A 1,438-nucleotide genomic window follows, 5' to 3' on the forward strand; every position below is an offset into this window, starting at 1 on the left:
CCGCGCCGCGGATTACCGCGCTTTTCGACGCTGACCCCGCGCGTTTTGCCAAGTTTTCCGCCCGTTTTGGCGAGATGCTGCTGGATTTCTCCAAAACCAGCCTGACGGAGCGGAGCCTTGCCCTGCTGCTGCAACTGGCGGCGGATGCCGGGGTTGAGGCGCGGCGCGACGCAATGTTCGCGGGCGAAAAAATCAACGTCACCGAAAACCGCGCCGTGCTGCACACCGCCCTGCGCGCGCCGCGCGGCGCCAGCGTGCTGGTCGATGGCAAGGATGTGATCCCCGCCGTGCACGCCATGCGGGAGCGGCTGTTCGCCTTCGCCGAGGCGGTGCGCTCTGGCGCGCTCACCGGCGCCTCGGGGCTGGCTTTCACCGACGTCGTCAATATCGGCATCGGCGGCTCGGACCTCGGCCCGGTGATGGTGACCGGCGCGCTCGCCCCGTACCACGATGGCCCGCGCCTGCATTTTGTCTCCAATGTCGATGCCGCGCATCTGACCGACACGCTGAAGCCGCTCGACCCGGCGCGCACGCTGTTCATCGTCGCCTCCAAAACCTTCACCACCGTGGAGACCATGACCAACGCGCAGACAGCGCGGCGCTGGCTGGTGGCGGCACTGGGCGAGGATGCGGTGGGCGCGCATTTCGCTGCTGTCTCCACCGCGCTGGACAAGATCGCCGCCTTCGGCATCTCGCCTGAGAAAACCTTCGGTTTCTGGGACTGGGTGGGCGGGCGTTACTCGGTGTGGTCGGCCATCGGCCTGCCGGTGATGATCGCCATCGGGGCGGCGCATTTCCGCGATTTCCTCGCCGGCGCGCATGCCATGGATCAGCATTTCCGCTCCGCCCCGCTGGCGCAAAACCTGCCGGTGCTGCTGGCGCTGTGTGGCGTCTGGCACCGCAATGCGTGCAACTATCAGGCCCGGGCGGTGCTACCCTACGAGCAGCGCCTCTCCCGGCTGCCCGCGTATTTGCAGCAGCTGGACATGGAGTCCAACGGCAAGCGGGTGACGCGCGATGGCAACCCCGTGGCCCAGCCAAGTGGGCCGTTGGTGTTCGGCGAGCCCGGCACCAACGGCCAGCACGCCTTCTACCAGCTGCTGCACCAGGGCACGGATATCATCCCCTGCGAGTTCCTGATCGCCGCGCGCGGGCATGAGCCGGAGCTGCGGCACCACCATGAGGTGCTGATCGCCAACTGCCTGGGCCAGGCGCAGGCCCTGATGCGCGGGCGCACGCTGGAGGAGGCGGGCGGCAATCCGCACCGCGTGTTCCCCGGCAACCGGCCGAGCCTGCTGCTGGCCTATCCGCAGCTTACCCCGGAGGTGCTGGGCCAGCTCATCGCCTTGTACGAGCACCGCATCTTCACCGAGGCCGCCATCTGGAACATCAACGCTTTCGACCAATGGGGCGTCGAGTTGGGTAAGGAACTGGCGAC

1 protein-coding gene is annotated in these 1,438 nt (G+C 67.6%); it reads left to right on the top strand.

What is annotated here, in order from left to right; genetic code table 11:
- The coding region (pgi, locus tag HNP71_RS14015; protein WP_221246951.1) for a glucose-6-phosphate isomerase at positions 1-1,438 on the top strand (1,438 nt) is incomplete at both ends.

Origin of the sequence: Acidocella aromatica (assembly GCF_014201825.1) — a bacterium.
Lineage (GTDB): Bacteria > Pseudomonadota > Alphaproteobacteria > Acetobacterales > Acetobacteraceae > Acidocella > Acidocella aromatica.